Origin of the sequence: Acinetobacter sp. CIP-A165 (genome assembly GCF_000367985.1) — a bacterium.
Classification (GTDB): Bacteria; Pseudomonadota; Gammaproteobacteria; order Pseudomonadales; family Moraxellaceae; genus Acinetobacter.
The window spans coordinates 125305-141926 of the sequence record NZ_KB849200.1 but is presented as its reverse complement, the minus strand read 5'-3'; the positions used below and the strand labels follow the sequence as shown (position 1 = coordinate 141926).

Annotated in this window: 7 protein-coding genes and 1 pseudogene; 4 read left to right on the top strand and 4 right to left on the bottom strand. The window is 33.6% G+C overall.

Annotation, left to right across the window (positions count from 1 at the left end; all coding sequences use genetic code 11):
• The first annotated feature begins 29 nt into the window (after nucleotides 1-29).
• From F991_RS00545 to F991_RS00535, 3 genes are read left to right on the top strand one after another with little or no spacing between them, the layout of a single operon-like run.
• Nucleotides 30-5135: an ATP-binding protein gene (locus F991_RS00545; protein ID WP_228127761.1), complete on the top strand. Its 5106-nt coding sequence runs from the start codon at nucleotides 30-32 to the stop codon at nucleotides 5133-5135.
• The gene (locus tag F991_RS00540) at nucleotides 5132-6004 is read left to right on the top strand and encodes a hypothetical protein (protein ID WP_004668059.1); all 873 of its coding nucleotides are present in this window, start codon (nucleotides 5132-5134) and stop codon (nucleotides 6002-6004) included. Before F991_RS00545 ends, F991_RS00540 begins: the two co-directional genes overlap by 4 nt.
• A 2-nt stretch (nucleotides 6005-6006) precedes the next feature.
• Entirely contained in the window at nucleotides 6007-10470 is a 4464-nt protein-coding gene (locus tag F991_RS00535; RefSeq protein WP_004668058.1) for a hypothetical protein, read from the top strand.
• Between the two features lie 92 nt (nucleotides 10471-10562).
• Here F991_RS00535 and F991_RS00530 read toward each other — a convergent pair whose 3' ends face one another.
• From F991_RS00530 to F991_RS00515, 4 genes are all read right to left on the bottom strand, one after another.
• Nucleotides 10563-11432 carry a phosphoadenosine phosphosulfate reductase family protein gene (locus F991_RS00530; protein WP_004668057.1) on the bottom strand — a complete coding sequence of 290 codons (870 nt, stop codon included), beginning with the start codon at nucleotides 11430-11432 and terminating at the stop codon, nucleotides 10563-10565.
• Nucleotides 11425-14880: a hypothetical protein gene (locus F991_RS00525; protein ID WP_004668056.1), complete on the bottom strand. Its 3456-nt coding sequence runs from the start codon at nucleotides 14878-14880 to the stop codon at nucleotides 11425-11427. The genes F991_RS00530 and F991_RS00525 overlap by 8 nt, the downstream gene beginning before the upstream one ends.
• Nucleotide 14881: 1 nt before the next feature.
• Nucleotides 14882-15766, bottom strand: a complete 885-nt coding sequence (locus tag F991_RS00520; RefSeq protein WP_004668054.1) for a DUF4007 family protein — start codon at nucleotides 15764-15766, stop codon at nucleotides 14882-14884.
• A 325-nt stretch (nucleotides 15767-16091) separates the two neighbouring features.
• The gene (locus F991_RS00515) at nucleotides 16092-16355 is read right to left on the bottom strand and encodes a hypothetical protein (RefSeq protein ID WP_004668053.1); all 264 of its coding nucleotides are present in this window, start codon (nucleotides 16353-16355) and stop codon (nucleotides 16092-16094) included.
• An 86-nt stretch (nucleotides 16356-16441) separates the two neighbouring features.
• Between F991_RS00515 and F991_RS16920 the strand changes: the two are divergent.
• A pseudogene (locus tag F991_RS16920) lies at nucleotides 16442-16615 on the top strand (transcriptional regulator); the annotation flags it as partial.
• Between the last annotated feature and the right edge of the window lie 7 nt (nucleotides 16616-16622).

The following is a 16622-nucleotide window of genomic DNA, read 5'->3' as shown; positions in this document are numbered from 1 at the left end:
ATGAATTGAGGATTGTTACACAGAGCTTGATGCCTCATCAGGTTTTTACGATTTTTTCACATTTAAGTCAGGTATTTCCTTTACATGATCAGTTTAAGAGCTATTTTAAAGTTGCCCATGGACTCATTCATTATTGGGAAAATCAAAGCTTAAATCCTTTAGATCAACAAGCTTTTTCTGATTTACAAGAAAAGGGCTGGTTAGATCATGAAGATAAACTGACTTGGTATCGTAATCGTACGTTGAATGATGAACATGTTGATCAACTACTTATACTTTTAGTTGGTCTAGATCATACAACTGATAAAGGTGGGCTTTCTGATTTCTTTATCTGCGATGATGAAAAAATTTGGTTGTCTTTAGATAAACAATATCAAACTTGGTTAACTGCCGCCTTTGAAGACTTAGATGTTTATATTTCTGATACACAACTTCAGCAGTTTAATTCAACTATTCAACACATCAATCAATTGATCCCTTTAACTTTAAATCAACGTAGTCAATTATTGATACAATGCTTCTCAAGCATAGGGGATAATTCCGAATTCAAAGATATTTTTTCACATTTTTTCAAAGTACTTCCAAACATTGGGATTCCCTATTTAAATATCGAAAATGATCTCAAAACCTTTCAAAACAAAAAAGGCTTACAATATCTAAAAAATGCCTATGAATTTATTAGTCATGCTCGCTATAAAGCGAAAGCACGTAAAAAGAAAGATTATCAAAAAATCTATACGCATTTAAATCAAGATCCTTTTGAAGTTAAAGATATTGATGGTATTCATCATACTGAAATACATACTTATTTGAAAAATGTAGAATTATTTATTTTTAATGCTCATCCAGAAGCAAAGCACTACTTAAAACAAATTGATCTCCTACCTCTAGTAAAAGCATTGGGGCTAAAGGAGGAAAAAACGTCAGAACCTAAACAAAGTATTCCGCTTTACCGTGGTCATAGTCTTGAAGCTATTCAAAAAGGCTTACATTTTGCATTACAGCAATACCAAAAAAACTATGATTTTTCAGAAGTTACGCGGGTCAATATTGCGGTTAAAAACTTCCAACATGATTTATCAGATCATAATAATTCAGCACAGAATCTTTCTCATAAAGCACTTGCACGTGTACTATTACACGGTGCATTAGGTGGTATTGAAGAGCAAATCAATCATCTTGATTTAGGCTTTAATGAAGTCGAACTACATTTTTCACCTTTATTAACACCCGATGCACAAGACACAGTTGAATATTCTTTTAAAACAACCAATCCAGTTGTTTTATTTAAAATCACTATCTCGGGTGAAAAAGAAGAAGAATATGCCTTTAAATGGGCTTTTTCTGAGTATCAAGTCGAACGTATTCATGTCAGTTTAGCCAATATTTTACATCGTCATCTTCTCGCTTACTCTGACTACACTTTGCCTGTTTTTACTTTACCTGAACAAATTTTCAAAGCTATTTACTATGCAACTGATGAGCAAGAAGCATGTCGTTTATTAAGTTTAGGCTTAAATAACATGACTATATATGATGTATTCCATGACTTTTCTCTAGAAAACCATTCTGATATACAGCATCTTTGCATTGAATTAAAAGCAACATATATCCAATTTATTCAGAACTATTTAGATCATGGTCGTTATTTCGCACAGACCAAAGCGCATTTACTGATTACAGCCTATACGCAACTTTGTGAACGACTTAAATCTTTAGCAACTTTTGAAGCAAAAGAAATGATTGAGCGTGTCTATTATGCATTCTGCTTTGTAGAGCAATCTGAACGCCTTGACCTTCATAATATCAATCAAATTTTACTGTCAGCATTTCATCCAAGTGTGTTTGAACTTATTCAAGCGCAAACAAGATTTATTAATGAAGCTATTGAACTTACTCATCAAGAATCTGAAGATCTACCGAATGCCTTGACCTATGATCGCATTTGTAATCTTGCTGAAATTCAAGCACCATTATTGGCTTTAAAACAAAAGCAAGGCATCAGCACCCAAATTAAATCTTTCTCATGGCTTCATTTTATTGGTAGTGAACCTACAGGTGAATTGGACTTATCTATTCAGGCATTATTACAAGATGATGATATTGACGAAGATGATGATGTTAAAGAAATCGTTAAGAAAGTACCTGAACAAGACATTATTTATAATGTCTTGACTGATTACGCCTTAGCGAATCATCATGTTTGTAATGGCTTGAGAATTTTAGCCATCAATGTTTCTAAGTTATCAACGCTACTCTCTGGCTTACAACAGTATTTAAGCCAAGAGATTTTGAAAAATATAACATCCTCACCTTACTATACTGTACATTTAACCATTTATACCGTTGGTTTATCTCACTTAAATGCAGTGAACACCTTGCAAATCTGGCATAGTCATTTGCTTGATCAGTTTAGCAAACTAGATAAAAAATTAGATTTACGAATTAATCATTTTGTATCAAAACGTACAAATATTCAGCAAAGATTATTGGTTGACGCAAGCAAACAATTATATCCTTGGACAAGCTATGATCTCGCATTTAACTTTGATTTTCTGCAAGCTCAAGCAATTGGTAAAACTGAAGCAGCGCCAATCTATGAGTTTGACGCATCAGCAAATCGTTTAAATATTTATCCAATTATTTACTATCCGAAACCAACTTATCTACAAACGGCTGATCGTCGTCAATTACTCTTAAGTAATCGACGTATTCAAGTTCAATCTAAACACAGTGATTTAACTGCACGCCTAGAAGTCACCGATCGTAAAGATTCAGAACAATTTTTTGTTATTTCTGAAACTCAGTATGATGAAAATTCAAAACAGCTTATTGAACAATTACACCAAATGGCACAATGGGTGGTAAATATTGATCAGTATTTTGATCATCACTTACTGAAGTTACATCAAACCGAATATACTCATAAAGTTATCAGCTTTAGTTCAGGCTATGGTGCATATGGTGAACTTAATGTTACTGTTTCTGCAGACCAAAAAGCGCATGACCTATTAAAAACACAAATTCGTAGTCATCTCTCTGCAAACATGCCTTTTTTACGTGAAAGCAACTTAAAACCTCTCGTTGAAAAAATTACAGCATTAAATGAAGGCTTATCTGGTGTAGCTTCAATCAAAGCCATTTTAGGTGAATCAGAAATTATTCGTAATCTATACGGCTATGCTTTAACAATGCAAACAACACCGTGTATAGATTCATCTATACTTGAGCAATGGATTCCTTTAGATGCCTTCCCTCATTGGTTTAAAGATCAAGAGTATCGCCCAGATTTACTCAAAGTTTCATTACAAATGGATGAAAATAATCAACCCATCATTCATGCAAAAATTATTGAAGCAAAAGTAGGCGCTGGAATAGAAACTTTATTAACTAAAGCTGAAGCGCAAATAGAAGCAGGACTATTACATTTAAAGTACCTTTTCACGCCTATTCATGAAACACAAAAAAATCGTTATGATTGTCGCTATTGGTGGGGTCAACTCTATCGTGCAATTGTATTACGTTCTCAGCTTGACCGTGCGCAAGTCTGTTTAAATGATCTTAATATTGCGCTTGAAAAGCTGTCTGAAGGTGATTACCAAATTCATTGGTCTTCTGAAATTGTAATTTGCGATACAGAGACCAAACTAAACCTATCTAAATCTAAAGAGCTTTTCTTTACCCATGATTCACTGCATGGAAATGAAAAAAAATATCTTGTTCGTCAATATTCTGCCTTAAGCTTTGAGCAGGCTTTACTTGATGGTATAGATTTAGAATTCACTTATATAGATGACACTCAACAACCAACAGTAACTGAAAATACAGATCTTTTAGAACAAGAAGATATTTCAGATTTCAGTCAAGATAATACACAAGATCGAACATCAAGCTCTCATTTAGACTTAACTGATTTTCAAACAATAGATCATTCTGATACTTCGACAAAAATTTCATTAATGGTCAACATTGCTACAAATGAAGTGACTGAAGAATGCTCTCCCCTTCCACTTGTCAAACAAGATATTAGTTTTGGTACAACGGGGAAAATGTTGACTACTGTGAATTGGCCATTTCATCATAAACAATTAAATAACCGTCATATGCTGATTTTTGGCTCTTCAGGTTCAGGCAAAACCTATGCCATTCAATGTATTTTATCTGAGCTTGCTCGGGCGGGTTTATCATCCTTTATTGTAGATTACACAGATGGATTCTTGACGCATCACACAGAAAAAGTCTATCAAAAAGTATGTACACCTAAAGACTATTATGTGGTTGTCAATCCATTACCGATCAATCCATTTAAAACCTATAGCAATGAAATCGCTCCAGGAGTAGAGGTACAAGAAAAGGCTTTTAATGTTGCGACACGGGTAAAAAATATTCTCTGCTCTGTCTACAAAGATTTTGGAAGTCAGCAACAAGCCATTATTGATAAAGTATTAGAGCAAGGTTTAGAAAAAAATCCTCAATATCACTTAACGGATTTCTTAGAAGATTTAGAAGCTGATAGTGCTCGTGGTGAAAGTGTCGCGAATAAAATCAGAACACTTGTCAAAGTGAATTGTTTTGATACAGAAGCATCCGAAAATTTATATGAAGATAAACTCCGCAATGAGTTCCCTGTGCAAGTCATTCAGCTCACTAACATACCTCGTGACTTACAAAGAATTATTACTGAATTTATTCTCTGGGATATTTGGGCTTATGTACAAAAACATGGTAGCAAAGATAAGCCTATGACTATTGTGCTGGATGAAATGCAAAACTTAGATCATGCACCAGATTCACCTATTGATAAAATGCTCCGTGAAGGGCGTAAATTTGGTATTAGCTTAATTTTAGCCACGCAAACAATCAGTAACTTTGATAAAGAGCAGAAAGATCGTCTCTTCCAAGCATCGACTAAATTATTCTTTAAACCTGCAACTACGGAAGTCGATAGTTTTGCCAAACTTCTTAGTCAAGTCAGCTCTGATTATAATGCAAATGATTGGCGTGACAGATTAAATAAGCTAAATAAAGGACAATGCTATTATTTAGGTTATGTCGAAGATCAACATGGTCACTTAACAGAAAAAATTATTCTTACTAACATCACCGCACTTGAGCAACGAGGTTTTAACATATGAACCTCACTTACAACTTTCCACAAACATTTAAATTAGAGCCTCTACTACTTGCTGAATTACTCATTAAAACTAATGAATGTCATATTTTACATGGCACGATACATGAAATTTCAGAGTTAACAGGTATTCCTACAGGCGCTAGTTCAGGAAAAGTTGAACCCACTATCGCCTATGGTTTTAGCAGTGGTTTACTTTCAGCTGAAAAAACACAAAGTATTTGGGCTTTAGAACTTACACCTTTAGCTAAAACTATTTTGCAAGAAGATAGCATGTTAAATGAAGATGTAAGTTTATTCATGATGCATTTAATGATGAATCGTGTTGACCCACAACAACCGCGAGAAGGTCTAAATTCAGCTTGGTTTGATGTCTGTATTTCTAGTAAATATCAAATTTCCGATACATTTTATTTAGATCAACTTGAACAATATATAAAAGATAAACGTGGTGACCAAAAATATCTGAATAAGCTTCTACGCCTCATTCTTACAAGCTATGATCAAAACAATGTAGATGCTCCTTTTTATAAAATCCCCGTATTTCAGGTTGAGCAAGCTCAAACACAACTTGTGATTAAACGCTTAACAGCACCTTTAGAATATAAATTTTTCCCTGCTTACAGTTCATTTTTATTTCTTGAATGGGATCGACTATTTTCATCACAGACACAAATTAGTTTTGATGATTTTTTGACACAAACCCGTTGGAATTTATTAATGAATTGGTCCAATAAACACTTTAACCGTTTATTAGATTGGATGGCAGAAAAAGGGTTTATACAAATCGATCGCCTAACAGGAAATGCTCTCATCCTTAAATTGGTTTCTACTGATCGTGTTTTAACAGAATTTTTTAGTGAGCTTGTGTAATCATGAAATTACAAGAATTAGTACAGTTTAATCAACAAAGTTTTTTCGAGGGTGCAGTACAACTTGGTTGGTTTCAAAATCGTATAGATCAAGCCAATATTGCAGCAGAATCATTTATTTTTCATGGCCCCCATTACCATGGTGCAGTCAATGAACAAGACCAACATTTACTTAAAGATACAGCTTCACTAGTTGTTGAACTCCTTGAAAGTCTTTCACTTGCAAAACAAGGGCGAGAAGATAATCCCTATTGGTTAGCAACTGCAGGTTATGGTGCGGGTAAATCACATTTAGCTGTTACATTAGCGACATTATTATCTAAACCTAATACACCTTTAGCACAAACAATCTTAACGCATATAGAGCGTGTAGATGCTACTCTCGGACAACGTGCAAAGTCCTGTTTTGAAACCTTTACAAAACCGAGCCTAATTATTGCCTTAGATGGCATGGGTAATTTCCATTTAGGCAATCAGCTTAACAAAGTGGTACTTAAGCAACTTGATATGCATGCGGTTGATGCTCAAGCTGTACGAGATTTATCACCACGTTTTAATAAAGCACAACGTTTTGTTGAACGAAGTTATCAAATTTATGCTGTAGAATTTCAAAAAAAATTAGCACAATTTGATCAAGCACAAATTTTTCAATTACTCACTGAAAATAATGAAGATGTTTACGCTGCTGTTGATCAAATTTTCTTGGATGTTACGGGCAGTGCAATCCCTGTAGATGGTCAAGAATCTGCACAAGACCTACTACAAACCTTATGTGATACCTATTGCGGTACAGATAAACCCTTTGAAAATATTATTTTACTCTTTGATGAATTTGGTCGTTATCTTGAATATGCTGCGGATCGCCCTGACCTTGCTGGTGATTCATCGCTACAGCAAATTTTCCAAGGTATTCAAGATAATGCTAATAAGATAAGATTTATTGGTTTTATTCAGTACGATTTAAAAACGTATCTAAAACGCTTTAATGCTAAAGATTCTAGACAATTACAACGCTATATCACACGCTTTGATACTGCCAATAAAGTACATCTTTCTTCAAATTTAGAAACTATTTTTGCCAATCTTATTCAAAAAGATACGCAAGAATTAACTCGCTTATTTCAACAATATCCAAGTGAAGATAACTTCCATCAATCTTGGTTACGTCTTGCACAGTATTTACCTAAAACTAAACTATACCCTGTCTGGCACGATGAAAATTTATTTAATCAAGTTATTGCAAAAGGTTGTTGGCCATTACATCCATTTGCAACATGGTTACTCACACGCCAAGAGCATACTGTACAATCACGATCAGCACTGACGTTTATCCGAGATTTACTACAAAAATCTGCACAATTAGATGTCTTCAGCCAACCTCAACTTTTCCAAGTTTCGGCTGCTGACCTTGTACATGATTATTTACTCGATGAAATGCTTGCAGCTGAACGTGATACAGGTGCAAATGTCATTGAAACATTGCAAACGCTCTTACAAAAATTTCATAGTGGTTTTCAAACCAATAACCCAAAAACCTTAACTGCTATTGCGATTTTAGAAACCCTAAAATTACGTCAACTCAATCAATCTCAAGCCAATGAAATTCTACAAGAATTGACTAATTTTGATGCAATTCAACTTCAAGAGCAAATCATGAGCTTGTCTGAGTTGGGTGCAACTGAGTGGAATTCAGACTTAGGGCGATATGAGCTCTTAACAGATGGAGCAAGTCGAGCGAGTTTCACTGCATGGATGAAAAAAACAGCTGCTCAATTCACACAACAGGATATTGGTGAGCTATTTATTAGCAAATCTTATGATATTGGCTTAGGTCAAATTGAATGTGACTTTGCACAAAAACGTAATATTTCAACTCCTGATTGGGTATTCCAACCCAAAAGCTATGTTGCCGAACAAATTTCATGTGAGAATTTAGAAATTCTGATTCAAGATTGGCAAAATAATATGACCTATAAAGATGCAAAAGGTCGTGTTATCTATATCTATCTCAATAGTCAGCAAGATTTAGAGCTATATCAAACCAAAATTCAACAAATGCTAGAAACAGTTTTAGCAAAATATAAATTAAACAAATTACCTTTCTTATTTTGCTATCTCAATGATCAAAATGATGAACTCCGTACTGCTTTAGCACGCCTGAAATCTTTTGAAATAATGTCTCCTGCTGATCAACAGCAATTTATGCGCTTTATACAAGAAGAAAAAGATGATGTGCTCACTGTATTAAAAAATACTTCATCAAAACTAATGAAACAAAAGGAATTTTTCTCACCTTACTATCCAGATTTACCTCTAGGCTTACTCAAAAATGTTGCAACAGCATTGTTTGAACATAACTATAAAAATACCATTCCTTTTGTTTTTGATGGCTTCCGTTTAAATACTGCAACAGCACCTTCGGATATTGCAGCACTCTTTAGTATTATGGTGAATCGCCAATTCTCTATTGCATGGTTACAAGGGCAAAAGACACCTTTACAGAACCGTTTTGACACCTTGTTTAAAAAAAATTGGCAAGCCGTAGATACCATGACGGGGAAATTTGCGCTCCCCCAACAACAAAATGTTAAAAGTTTATATAACTTTATAGAAACAACATTTGCGATTAAACCTGACTTAGATTTAAAAACGCTGTATCAAAAACTCGTGATGCCAAGTTATGGTTTAAATGACTGTTCATTTGCGCTCATTCTAGGTATCTACCTTGCGCAAGAAACACCACAATATAGAATCCTTCATCAAGGTAAGCCAAAGAATCTTGCTGAATGGCTGAACTTAGTTCTGAATAAAAAAACAGGGACTTTACTCAATTTAGATATTTTGGCACATACTCAATTACAAAAAATGGAAATGAGTACACGTGATGAATGGATTCTACTATTCAAGCAGTGGAGCCAAGAGTCAAATCCTAAGAAAATGATTGATATCTTTCAATCTATTGAAAATAAAAAGAAAGTAGACCCGATTCCGTTAGATTTAGAAATTCAATATAATTTGTTATTCGATAAATTCAAAACAACCTATGAAGAGCATAAGAAACAACAGGATAGATTTGATGCTACTTTTACCCAAATGCTAAGAGGTCTTGAAAGCTCAGATATCCGAGACTATAGCAAATTATTACAAGCAACTTCAGCTTTAATTAAATTTGCCAAAGACCTTGATCTCAAAAAAAGTCATATTGAATTACCAACAAAATCGACCTCTTTAGTTGAATACATTTCACAAGGCAAAAACACATTATCAGTCAAATTTAATCGTTTTTTTGATAATCTTGTTCTAACCTCACATCATGAAATTATTAACTTCCGTGAAAAATCGGAACAATATCAACGTGCTTTTATCACCTTACAAATGCAACAAGAGGCAAATAAAGTACAAGATAAAACAGCTCAACTGATTCAAAGAATTGAAGAAAAAGAACGTTTTAAGTATCTCTTGCAAGATATTGAGAGCTATATTCATACTTCACCAAATAAAACAATGAAAAAGAAAGAGCTTGAAACATTAATTAAAGAAGGTGATCGTCTTTTAATTGATATTGACAATAAACCCTCTATTTTTGATTCAGTACAAACCCTTGTTGAAAAACAAAATGGAATTCGGACTGTACAAAATGATTTTAGACAAAGAATTACTGATGTCAGTCAACAATTTGCAAATTTGTATGGTGGTTTTAATGAATTAAATGACCTCAAAATTCGCTTATTGGATGCTGAAGAATTATTAAAATTCTTTGTATCGACAGAGGAATATGAGGAAATTTTAAAAATCCAGAAACAGCTTCAATTCGCTTTTGATCGTACCCAATCTTGGATTACACAAGGTTTACCGAGTCAAAAAATGTTCGCTTTTTTAAATCAAACGATAGTTAAAGATCAGGAAGCTATGATGGCTTATTTGAGTGAACAACAGATTGATGCAGAGTGGGATTTTATTGAGGAAATTTTTAAACCTATTCGTGATGGCTATGTTAAAAAGGCACGATCAACAGCTGAACATTGGTTAACACAAACACAAACACAAAATGAACTTTCTTTCACACAGCAGGATATTTCTATTCTGCGGAAACTCGTTGATAAAGTTGAAGTGGCACCAGAAATTTTTGATGAAGATCAAATAATTCTTTTGCACTCTTTAAAGGATGAAATTCGTCATCAATTTAATCAATGTCATATGCAGATGTTCCAACGTTGGTTTGTGAATCTTGAAAGTGAATTTATGTCAACATCTCAAAATCAAACAGGGTTAATGCAATTACGTACTAAACTCAAAAATGTTCCCCACATAATTTTGCCATTATTAGATGAACAAGAACAAAAGATCATCACATTGCAAAAACAAATAGCTTCTGCTTTAGATCTTATTTCATTAGAAGATTTAGCTGAACGGATTAATACCCTAAGTCCAGACTTAAAACAAAAACTACTAAAAATGTTAAATTAAATAAAGCCCGTACTCAGCTAGATACTGAGTACGGGCTTTATATTATTTCTATCTAAATCAATATGAGACTGAGATTTTTATTTAGTACTAGCCTATTTATAACATGTTACACATGCCCCACCACCTTCAATATCATCATATACGGCATCCAAATCGACCATTTCGATTAACTGATCATCATGCAATATATTACGACGGCGTTTTTTCTTAAACTTTTCCATCTTTTTTTCATGGTCTGCTTTAATTTGAGCAATACGTTCAGGATCTTCAAGGGTACTTAATGGTGTGTCTTTTCCCATCCAATAATAGGTTTCACCATTCGCTGATTTGTCATCTTCAAACTGCTTCTCATACGCTTTTGCTTCTTCAAATTTTTCAGGATGGCGCTCTTTTAAACGTACCCATTCAATTTTCCGTTGATAGAAACAAAATGTGCACCCACTGCGCGAACGCCACTCATAATATTTTGGTAATCCTAAACCTGTACTTTCTAAGAGAGCAATAATATCTTGCTTCACTAAACCATCTTCAGCAAATGGCATCTTAGTCGTCAAATATTTTTGGGTAGGAACATATCCTTCACGCCAAGGTTCATCTGCACGAATACCAACATAGCTAATAATTTCATAGCCATCATCTAAAAATGGTTTAACCCACTGCTCAAATGGAACCAATTTCATCTGTACCGTACACCAACGTTGATGTCCTGAAGGTAGGAAATGATTGTATTCTTTTAACCAATAATCAAAATCTTTATCAGAACCTAAACGCAAAATTGGCTTACCTAAATAAGACTCTAACTGATTAAGATATTCCATGACCTCAGGAAGTTCTTTTCCTGTGTCCGTAAAGAAATATTCGATATCTAGTTCAGGATAGTGATCTCTCATATATACCGCGAGAGCTGCACTATCTTTTCCACCCGAAAGACCAAGGACATGCTTTACTTTTCTGTCAGACATGTTCGCCTCCTTTCTCAGAATGTGCTAAATCTAGATACTCTTTTAATAATTCATATAAAAGAATCGCTTTAGTATCTTTATTTAAATCACGACTATCTAGATATTCTTTAAATGAACCTATCGCAGACGATACTTTTTCCTCTGTTTCGGATGTAATCCGTACATCTCGATTATATTCCTCAAAGCCTTGAGGCGTATTTACAATAATGGCTAAATGTTTTTGCTCATCCAACGTATTTAACTGAGGATGACCATTTTTGACAAAAAAGCAGAGTTGTTTAAATCGCTGTGTGTAATTTGGAATATTTTGAGATGCCTTCTTAAGACTATCATCTGTCCAATCTCGCTCAGGTATTTGAGATAATAATGTAATGATATTACTGAGCCATTGCTTAGATGCGTCATTACTCTTCATTAAATGAAAGGCAAATTTTTGTAACTGCCAATCCGCAGCAGAATGACTAATAATCTCTGCTTGGGCAAGTAGTTCAGGCGTCAAATTTCCTAATTCATGGATTAACTCAGCTTCAAATGTTTGTAATAAATGCGATTTTGCTTGATCTAATTCTAAAAACAAGTTGCTCATATCTGATTGAATAGAATCATTTTTTGCATGTTCAGCATCTAATAAGTCATATAAATCCTCAAATAACAACTTAAAAGGATCATCTGCCATTAAAATAGCAGCGCGCAATTTTTGTGTTTTTTCACTAAAAAAATTGGCATTACGTGAATGCTTAATCCATTTTGACTTTTTCATTAGTGCAGAAACAATGAAACGAGCTACTTGTAATGCTGAAGCCTCTATGGGTTTTCCATAATTTGCTTCAATACTATTTGCTAAAAGATTAATAAACTGTTGTTTCTCAACCTGACCTTTTACATATTTTACTGCGATTTCATGAGGACGTTTGATCAACTTATTGATAAATTCCTCATCAATATCACTAATAAAACGGAACTCATTCGTTACATCTTGATCATAAAATGCAAGAGTTTCTTTCTTAGCTTGCAATAAAGCGAGTGCAAATATAGGCAAAATACCCTGTGGTAAACCAAAAGGTGCAACCGTCCATTTTGCTTTCTCATAAAAGTCTGCAAGGGTAATTAAACCTTTATTTTCTTTAATAACCTTAAAACCGTTTTCCAACAGAATATGCGAATTTGAGTCTTTCGCCTCATGTGGCGTCGGAATTACAAAAGCCCATTCCTGTGTTTCACTATTCAGCTGATGAAGACCTAACCGCTTCAAACAAGATAAATAAATCGCTTTCTCAGCAGGAAATTTCTCAATACCCAGGTTTTCCATTTCTGGACTATGAAGCATTTTTTCTAAAAGCTTTCTTCGCCCAGAAGCTGCGGAACTTGAAATTTCATTTCTTACCACAAGTTCATTAAACATCTTTGGACATTGATCAAAAATTTTGTCAGCAAGTTCAGAAGCAATCACTGAAAGTTGCTTTTGGGCTTGTTTTTCACCTTGGTAGAACCACGTAGCAGACTCAAAAGCATGGTTAAACAAAAAGGTTAATTGTTGATAAATATAATCACAACGATGCTGATATTCTTTCTTCGCAACCTGATCAATCAATAATTTAGGCTGTTCTTTTACAATTTGCTGTAATACAAAAAGTTCTTTCGCCCAATTTTCAATCTCATTATAGTTATTTAAACTCGCGATCACTAAGTTTGAATGAGTTTGAGACAACTTCATCAATTGCCTATCTGTTAGTGAGCTTTCAGCAATCAATACAAAGTCCCTGTATGACTGATTACTTTGATGTTCTAACTCTGAAAATTGTTTTAGTTCATTCACATTATAAATAAGATATTGCCCCATCCAACGCATTATCCCTCTTTCCTGATAATGACGTTTCGCTAAAACAACATTTGCTTTATAACCTGTATATTGCAAATAATTTTGTTTTGGATTTAAGGTTTCTAGCTTGTCCTGAATTAACTGCTGCACATTTAAATCTGATGTCGTCACAACCTCATAGGATTGTGTGCTATTCCAGAAACTCAGAATTTTCCATTCTGTTAGTTGAGTTAAACATTCCGTGATGGCTTTAGTTTCTTTTTTACTCGCATAAAAACTAAAATTCAGCAAATCACGTGTTGGATATACGCCTAGGGACTTACCAAAAATATTCAACATCGCAATTGCTTTAATTAAATTTGAATATAATTGATTCTTAGCAATAGAAAAATTTTCTTTACTCGTTTTTTGACTCACTAAAGTCAAAGCTTGCTCAACAAGACTCCAAGCATGTCCTTCTTTAGAACTTAAAATTTGATGTTGTAAGTTATGACTTAGATAGTCCCATAAATCTACGATAGAATACTTTTGTTCCAATACTGTATTAGCATCTAAAAACTTTCTTAAACTATATGGTTCTGCTGAAAGTAAAAAGCTAAAAATACTGCGTTCATTTTGGCTAAAGCTACTTTTTGAAACAGCTCCAAGCAAAACAGTTGTAAGTGGATGCAAAGGCAATGCATTATAAAAATATTGTTTTACTTTTGGGCTATTTTCTAAGAGACGTGAACCAATAAATTTTTGAATTTGATCAATTAAATCATGATCATTTTTATCTACTGATTGAGGTATTTTAGCATCTGTTCTTTTTAGAGTTTTCGAAACTAAAGCAATTGATTCATCTAAGGATATGCGATAAGAAATATCGACATATCTACCTTGGATTTTTGCCCACTCTAAAGCAATTTGATGACTTAGGCCTTTTGCATAATCAGCAAATGATTGATGCAAAATACCAATAAAAATAAAAGGGCATTCAGGTTGAGATAAACGATTAATTTTTTCCGAAAGATCCTGAAAAAAATGTAAATTGCCAGAACCTCTTGCCAAAGTTTCTAGCAGTTTACCCATTTCATCTAAGATGAATAATGTTCCCGAGATTTTACCTTGTAACTCTGAAAATACTTGAATAATCCAATCTAAAAGTTGTGCTTCAGTTTCAGGATACTGTTCTAATAACATAGACTGTTTAAAATATTTTAATAATCCTGCAACCTGTACAGCATCAACTACTGAACGATAAAATAACTCAATTGGTGAGATAATACCTGCCACCGCTTTGATTATAATCCACGGTTTTTTTTCAATATTTTCAGTTTTAAATACAGTTTCTAATTTTGCTGACAATATGGGATCGGCAATCATTTTATTGACTGCATCACGAACATTTTGATCAGAATGTACAAAACCAGTCAAAATTGCAGCTAAGGTTGATTTTCCTGTACCGTAACTACCTGTAATCGTAAATGTAGAAGATTTTGAATCCACTACAGTAGCCAAAGCATTGTATGCTGTGCCATGGAAAATAATTTTATCAAAAAATTCTTTTGAAATATCTGTATCTAAACGCGTAGAAAGTAGATGATTCACATTAATTTGGTAGTATTGATTCAAATTAGTCGTTGACATCTTACTCACTCTCACTATAAATTTTTTCTAATAAATTATCTAAATCAAAAGCTTGAATATCTTTGCATGCTAGGCTTCTAATACCTAATGTGTCCGACCAAAAAAATCTTTCATCAAGTAATGAACATTGATTTAAATAAAAATCGATACCGATATTATTGATTCTAAATAAACGTCCAGGGCTTCCGGGCATAGTTAAAATACTATCGACACTAATCGTCGAAGTATTCTTAAAAAATGTTTGCCAAAAATCCACTAGACAGTATAAAAATACTTCAGGTTTTAAACTTTTTTGTTCAGTAAAATCAGACTTAAATTTATTAGCTTCCAAGTGATACAGTAAACCTAACTCATTTAAAGGAGAGATAAAACTATCTTCTCCTTTAAAGGTTTTGCTTAGTTTTTTCCCATAACAGAGTGCAAAACAATCAAAATCTTTCTGTAAAGTTGCAAGCGCAGGGATTTTTAAATTCTCTGTGTTTAACCAATCCATTAAATCTAAAATTAAATCATTTTTATCAAAAAACTGCTTATTTGAAAAATTGAAATACCATCGAGCAAACGTCAATTCTGAATAATTTTTTTGAATATAATAATGCAAAAGCCAGTTTGATACCGGTTTCTCTAAATAAGAATCATATAACTTAATAACTTTTGTAATGTCCGAAATGTACCTTTTTTTTTGATCACTAACTTTAAGCGGTTGTAAACCTGAAATTTCGGTCCAATATTTAATACTATTGACCATATTTTTACCTACACCTAGGTCGACAACCAAATTTTCTTCATTTTTTTCTTTATAATCTAATGAATTATACGACTTATTAAGCCATCCATATCTTAATGCAAAAGTCTCATGACCTGAAAAGCGTAGTGTAAAACTCATAGTCTAGTCGTCTTAAAAACAGATTTACTGGAAGATTGTCTCCAGTAGCTTATACATCATTATAATTTTATTCAAGGAATAACTCCATTGATACGACACAACCTGTCTTCCTAAGCAGTACATTTAAGTATGAATATATTAATCCAAGATATTTATACATACGCTCTCACACAAGTAAAAAAAGTATGAAAGTCTACAGTAGGCCACTTACACTTTACTCACGACCAAAACATCTTAATATATTGAAAACATTTATAAAATAAATCCACCATCCCCACTGCTCATTAAAAAATTTAATCGCTAGATCGTATTAATATTATTAAACTTACTTCAATCCAAACCCATCCAATGTCGCTGGGTCAAAATTTTCATCAAACATAAACTCATCTACTCTCTCTTTTTTTAACGTCGCTAGGGTATAAAAGAAACATTTCTCACATAACTGCAACTCATATCTTTCCCCATCATGCGTGGAGCCATACCCCCAATTCGCTGATAAAGTTCCAAACTCCAGTTGCGTTAATTGATTACATACATCACATAGAACATCTGTAACGACTTCCTCCTGTTTCAGTTGTTTGATTTCCATATGCAGCTCCTTGTATCAATCAAGTTAAACTCATCTACATGTTTACTAAAAACTTATTCCTGTTTGGCTTTAATTACCATTAAAAATTGAGCTTAAAGCAAGTTGATATGCAATCCCGCACTGGCATTTCAAGGCAGCAGTACCAAAAACTGTAAAGTCAGGGCAATCCACGATTAGAGATCTTAGAAATTATTGCGGCAGAATTAAATGCTCAATTGATGCTCATTCCTGATGATAAAGTTTATTTAATTTACAGTCTCGACAAAA